Source organism: Dissulfurimicrobium sp., from assembly GCF_049968175.1.
Classification (GTDB): Bacteria; Desulfobacterota; Dissulfuribacteria; order Dissulfuribacterales; family Sh68; genus Dissulfurimicrobium; species Dissulfurimicrobium hydrothermale.
Map to the genome: position 1 here is coordinate 1 of NZ_JBMFRG010000088.1, position 5,900 is coordinate 5,900.

General features: G+C 48.0%; 5 protein-coding genes. 2 read left to right on the top strand and 3 right to left on the bottom strand.

Translation table 11 applies throughout. The annotated features are described in order from the left end of the window. The first annotated feature begins 176 nt into the window (after positions 1 to 176). Positions 177 to 584 carry a pancreas/duodenum homeobox protein 1 gene (locus ACP5SG_RS09165; protein ID WP_237888283.1) on the top strand — a complete coding sequence of 136 codons (408 nt, stop codon included), beginning with the start codon at positions 177 to 179 and terminating at the stop codon, positions 582 to 584. A 60-nt stretch (positions 585 to 644) separates the two neighbouring features. On the opposite strand, the gene ACP5SG_RS09170 is transcribed toward ACP5SG_RS09165, so the two are convergent. Beyond that, entirely contained in the window at positions 645 to 1,109 is a 465-nt protein-coding gene (locus ACP5SG_RS09170) for a hypothetical protein (RefSeq protein ID WP_428123860.1), read from the bottom strand. A 395-nt stretch (positions 1,110 to 1,504) separates the two neighbouring features. Between ACP5SG_RS09170 and ACP5SG_RS09175 the strand changes: the two genes are divergently transcribed. Beyond that, positions 1,505 to 3,925, top strand: coding sequence for a mechanosensitive ion channel domain-containing protein (locus tag ACP5SG_RS09175; RefSeq protein WP_424661319.1), 2,421 nt, complete (start codon positions 1,505 to 1,507; stop codon positions 3,923 to 3,925). Here ACP5SG_RS09175 and ACP5SG_RS09180 read toward each other — a convergent pair. Both ACP5SG_RS09180 and ACP5SG_RS09185 read right to left on the bottom strand, forming a co-directional pair. Beyond that, entirely contained in the window at positions 3,922 to 5,076 is a 1,155-nt protein-coding gene (locus ACP5SG_RS09180; protein WP_237888286.1) for an iron-containing alcohol dehydrogenase, read from the bottom strand. The two genes, ACP5SG_RS09175 and ACP5SG_RS09180, sit on opposite strands and share 4 nt — an antisense overlap. A 56-nt stretch (positions 5,077 to 5,132) precedes the next feature. Then, on the bottom strand, positions 5,133 to 5,900 hold a 768-nt coding region (locus tag ACP5SG_RS09185; RefSeq protein ID WP_428123866.1), incomplete at its 5' end, for a GGDEF domain-containing protein.

Consider the following 5,900-nt stretch of genomic DNA (forward strand, 5'->3'; position numbering starts at 1 on the left):
GTGGGATATCGACATACCCCTGAATGGCCATTTACACAAATTATTTTACACCCTCGTAAATTTGGACCAAACTGGTTTATTTGCTTAAAATATCCCTTCCATACCCCATTTCAAACCTTGAACGCCTCATCTGTTCTCGTTATTTTTTCATACAATATTTTTGAACGGTGAGGGCTATGGATAAAAAAAACATCTTGAGACAGACCATAACAGATGGATTCCTTGAAGAACTGTTTCCTCCTGGCAAGGCGGATGAATTTTTTGAAGCCATCTACGGAGGCACAGAAGAAGGCGCGTTCGACATCGCCCTGAGATTTAGCCTGTTTGATGAACATAGGCTCGAGCTTATACTTGAATACCGCTTGACCGAAAGACCTGGCAGATGCATGGCATGCAGCCTGACCCGCGGTCTCCCCGCAGTATTTAAAAGGCATCCCATCATCGATATAAAAGGCGCTGTACAAAAGATAGCGGAACGACTTGAACCAGGCTGGAAGGTCCTGGAATGGGACCTGGGGCCGACCACCCCAAAGGCGCCGAAGGTAAACGCAATCCCGCTCAAGATAAAACTTGAGGCGCGATGACGGGCGAAGCTGCTGCATCGCCCGTCACAGGCCAAGCAAGATAAGGGACTGTCTTTAAAGCTACATCCTTTTCCAGCGAGACCCGGCCCATAGCGGAAGACCACTGGACATGTCCCTCAGGGTCACGGTTGAGCCGTTTATATCGATGCTTACCGCGATAAGTCTGGTTGTCCCATCGGAAAAGGTAACCTCGTAGGCCTTTACTGCAACCACATCACCGACAGTCGGTCTTGCAACACCAAGTGAGTCCCAGTACCAGATCGGACCGAGGCCATAAATGGTAGCGGCAGTCCCTGCGCCTGTGTCAACCGTAATGCCCTGTCCGTAACAGACCGCCTGGACACTGCCGGTAATTGTAACAGGCGTGCCGGTAAGTATCACATTCGACATAGGACCGACGCAGGCACTTGTCTGTGAGGCAGCGTATCCAACCCCGTTTCCTCTGCCAGCCCATGATGCGCCGTTAAAGGCCATTGCCGTCATGACCGCAAGGACCGTTAAGGATAAAATGAACACTTTTTTCATCTTGTTCCTCCTTATTCTTTTTAAGATCTAAACAACCATTGACCGAGATCAAAGAGTCTCCAAACTAATACAGGCCTTAAGGTGCTTCGCCCCTCCACTTGTGTATTGTGCAGTGTTTTGCATAACGCCCACATCCTCTTAAGCCCAACTTGATCACCTCCTTCCCCTCCCAATTCTTTGATCTACAGATACAGTTTACAAAAAGAATGCCAATTATAACATTTAATAAAAACAATAAGTTATTAAATATCAATCTTGTTTCGAACCGACAATCACCAAAACGGCGCGACCATTCCGTCGAATTATAACGGAGAACGTTTTTTTGAATTGATACATGTGGTATGAATATAGAATCCAGCTTGGAGACAAAAACAGCAAAAAATAAAGAGAATGCAATGAATAAAGACGGCAAAATCCAAACCAATAACAATTTTACAACAATCAAGCAACCGAACTGCACTGCATGGATGAAGCCGGCGGTCATGACCTTTTTTATCCTGTTTTTGACATGGCTTTTGGGCCTTCATGCCCATCAGCAGGCCATTGCAGCGCAAAACAATGGTTTCAGCCCATCCCGCACCATAGACACATTAAACAAGATCAGTCGTAAGCTCTCTTCAGGATTATTCGATCTCAAAGGCCTGGATGAGGCTGAAAAAGATGTCATATTCATAAAGGAAGGCAGTGACGACTGCATCGAAAATACACAAGAAGGGCTCGATCAGCTCAAAGAAACCCTTGATGCCTTAGGCCAGCCATTGCAGGGAGAGCCGGCGAGGATCGCCGATCAGCGAAGGTCTCTCATGAGGCGCAAGGCATTCCTCGAGAGCCGACTTGCCGAGTGTCGCATCATAACCCTCCACGCCAATGAATTGATCCCGCGGATAGAAACCGAAAAAAGCAACCTATTGGCCAAACGCCTGCTTCACAAAAGACCCGATATAAAAACCCTGCTTGTAGACGAAAGTCTTGACAATCTCAACCAACACATCGTCGACATAAGAAACGCCTTTCTTAAAGACAAAGGTATAAGGCGTCTCATCCATGGATATTACACTTTTCTAGGCATAGCGTGCCTGATCGGGGCGGTCTTTGGATTTTGGATCGGGCATACCATGAGGCTCAGGGTTTTATCATGCGGCACAAATGGCCTTTGCGGTAAGGTGTCAATGGTCCTCCTTGCAACCTGTGCGCGATATCTCCCTGCCGTCATCCCTTTAACCATCTTCACTATATCTCTAGGTTTCTTGACAGGGGATTTCGGCGCCCATTCGTATTCTATGGTGATTTCCTATGCACTTTGCGTTTACATCTACTCAAGGATCGCCGTAAGAATACTCTTCGCCCCACCCGACCCGGCAACACCCTTAATAACTCTTCGACAAATCAACACAGGCCACGCTGTATCGATGCGCACAAATCTCTTGCTGATCCTTTTCCTACCCCTGGCGAGTATACTTTTTGCGCCAAGGGTCCAGGGTATCCCACAAAATATCTATGACCTCCTTGACATAGCACTGTTTTCTCTGGTCGACTTTGGTTTTTTATGGGTCATATGGCCACTACTCAATATCCAAGGGTCTAAAGGAACAACAAGGGGGATCCGCATTGTTACAGCCTTACTTGTACTCGCCCTTTTTGCCCTCAATCTCTTGGGCTATCGAAACCTTTCACTATTCATACTGCGTGGAACCGCCGGCACGCTTGTCATCTTGGGCGCGCTTAGGATAATGAGGGGATGGGTATGGGATATATCTGCAGGCGTTTCAAAAGGTCTGATGCCGTGGCAGGTATCCATCAGGGAGAAACTTGGTCTGAGACATGATGATACACTTCCAGGGCTTATCTGGCTAAGGCTGATGGTAGACATCGTCCTTTGGACAACGTCAGGGCTCTTGCTGCTACTTGTATGGGGCATTACAGGTTCTACGTATTCGCGGGTGTCGGCCCTCCTGTTTGAGGGTTTTGAGATCGGACAGATAAAGATCGCACCGTTTCGTATCTTGATGGGCGGATTCGTATTTTTCATACTCTGGATGCTTTCGCGATTGATCAAGGTCAAGATCGAGAATAAATGCACCGGTCTTGATATAACACCTGATGTAAGAGAAGGTCTTGTCACGATCATAAGATATGCAGGGTTGGTGCTGGCAGCAGTCATCGCCCTTTCAGTCGCCGGCGTTGATATGTCAAATCTGGCCATTATAGCCGGCGCGCTTTCTGTGGGTGTAGGTTTCGGGCTTCAGAACATTGTAAACAACTTTGTCTCAGGCCTTATTCTCATCTTTGAAAGACCGATTAAGAAGGGAGACTGGATAGTAGCGGGTGGGACGGAAGGGCATGTCAAGCGGATAGGTGTGAGATCAACAATAGTACAAACCTTTGACAATGCAGACGCCATCATTCCTAACTCCGAACTCATCTCTAACCAAGTAACAAACTGGATGTTGGATGAAAGGACTGGCAGGGTACGCATAAATATCGGTGTCGCTTATGGAAGCGATACAAAATTGGTAAAAAGACTCCTTCTCGACGTCGCCCATGCCCACGAAGGCATCATTAAAGATGGTTCACTGCCAACACCGCAGGTCTGGTTTATGGAGTTTGGCAACAGCTCACTCAATTTTCAACTCAATTTCTATATAAAAAATATCAATGATCGTTTTAACATAAGAAGCGATATCATGTTTGAAATAGACCGCATCTTTAGGGAAAACGGCATAGAAATACCGTTTCCCCAAAGGGATATCCATATCAGGAACTGGCCGGCGCCGGACTTGGGCAGACATGAGGCCGCTTCTACATCTAAAATCTAAAGCCGAAGATGCAATATCCGACCTATCTCATCGGCGCCAAGATTTTTCAGCTCGCCGAGCATGGTCCCACGTCCCCTGAAACGCTCTATGACCTTTTTGACGCCGTCTTCATTTATTCCATAATCAATGAGCCTGGTGCCTATCCCAAGGGATATGAAAAATATCTCTGTCTTTTCAATCGCGGCCCTTGCCCTTTCGATCGTGTTTGCCTGATCGAGACCCCAAACAATCCTGCCGTACGATGCGAGCCGTTCCGCCTTGTTGAATATCTGGTGTTCCCACACCCCTGGGAGCACGATTGCAAGGGACTGCGCATGATCAATGCCAAAGAATGCCGTAAGCTCATGACCGATCATATGGGTCGCCCAATCGCCCTCAGTCCCACACGATAGAAGCCCATTTAGGGCCTGGGTGGCGCACCACATGAGATTCGCCCTGGCATCATAATCCATCCGATCCGAGAGGACCTTCGGTGCGATCTCGACCAGGGTTGCAACAATTGCCAGGGCCTGCCTGTCCTGAAGCGGTGTATTGAGATCATGGGTAGCATATTGCTCCATGACATGTACGAATGTATCTACAATGCCGTTTGCAAGCTGACGTTTCGGCAGGGAATATGTGACTTCAGGATCGAGAATCGAAAATTTTGGATATACAAACGGGCTGCCGAAGTGGAGTTTCTCCTGCGAGGCATCCCTTGAGACCACCGCAAGACAGTTCATCTCGGATCCGGTCGCAGGCAGGGTAAGTACGACCCCAAGCGGCACTGCATCTTCGATCGCTGCATTTTTCGCGAGGATGTCCCACGGGTCCCCTTTGGCATATCTCGCCACGGCCGCTATAAATTTTGTACCGTCTATTACACTTCCTCCCCCGACAGCCAAGAGGAAATCGATCTTTTCACCTTTCACCATCTCAACCGCCTTCATCAAGGTCTCGTATCTGGGATTGGGCTCAATACCACCGAATTCAAGAACTGTCCTTCCTCTAAGCGCGGCCGCAACCTGGTCATAGACGCCGTTTTTTTTAATGGAACCACCGCCATAGGTCATAAGGACCCTGGCATCAGCCGGAACAGCCGTCGCAAGTTCCTTGATGGTCCCCTTACCAAAGATAATCTTTACCGGGTTGTGATACACAAAGTTGTTCATCCTGACCTCCTTTTTAAGGAATTAGGCCTGATCGTTACCCTTTTAACGATATCAGCTCATTGTCTTTCAGCCTGCGCCGATTGGATTTTGGCCGCCATAACCCTATCGCGGCCGCCACTCTTTGACTCGTAAAGGGCGCTGTCGGCTGCTATCAAAAGGTTGTCTACGCTTGAACCGTGGACAGGACTCGAGGCGACCCCCATAGAGACGGTCAAGGAGAGGGTTTCATTGTGGTGTAAAATGCGCACCTGCTCCCTCACACCCCTACAAAGTCCGTTGGCTATGGTAACGGCATCCTCAAGGGAGCAATCTGGTAAGAGAATGACAAATTCCTCGCCGCCGTAACGGCAGATCACATCGCTCTTTCTGCACCTTTTTCTGAAAAAATCAGCGATCTCTTTCAATGCCGCATCACCTACGTCGTGCCCATATATATCATTGAATCTCTTGAAATGGTCTATGTCGAGCATAATCAATGAAAAACTGGTATGGTTACGCCTAGCCCTGCTGATCTCTTTCTCTGCAAATTCCTTCATAAAGCGTCGATTAAAAAGACCAGTCAGCGGGTCTGTCATCGATTGTTCCCTAAGCCAGTCCTGAAATTTAAGATTGGCCAAAGACAAACTCAAATAATCGGTGAAGATGGCCGCCGGCCCCATGATTGTTTCCAGACCAATACACCCATTATCGATGCTTAGTCGCGGTTGGATGTGCAACAGACCAAGGATTTTGCCCTGGGCTATGAGAGGGGTGCATAGATACACAAGATGCTCAAATGGTTGGATCTCGACATGACCGCAAAAAGGCTTTATTGCTTTATTGCA

Excerpts from the sequence above, each read along its gene's own strand:
- ACP5SG_RS09165 (WP_237888283.1), top strand. The coding sequence starts at position 177 with ATGGATAAAAAAAACATCTTGAGACAGACCATAACAGATGGATTCCTT.
- ACP5SG_RS09170 (WP_428123860.1), bottom strand. The coding sequence starts at position 1,109 with ATGAAAAAAGTGTTCATTTTATCCTTAACGGTCCTTGCGGTCATGACG.
- ACP5SG_RS09175 (WP_424661319.1), top strand. The coding sequence starts at position 1,505 with ATGAATAAAGACGGCAAAATCCAAACCAATAACAATTTTACAACAATC.
- ACP5SG_RS09180 (WP_237888286.1), bottom strand. The coding sequence starts at position 5,076 with ATGAACAACTTTGTGTATCACAACCCGGTAAAGATTATCTTTGGTAAG.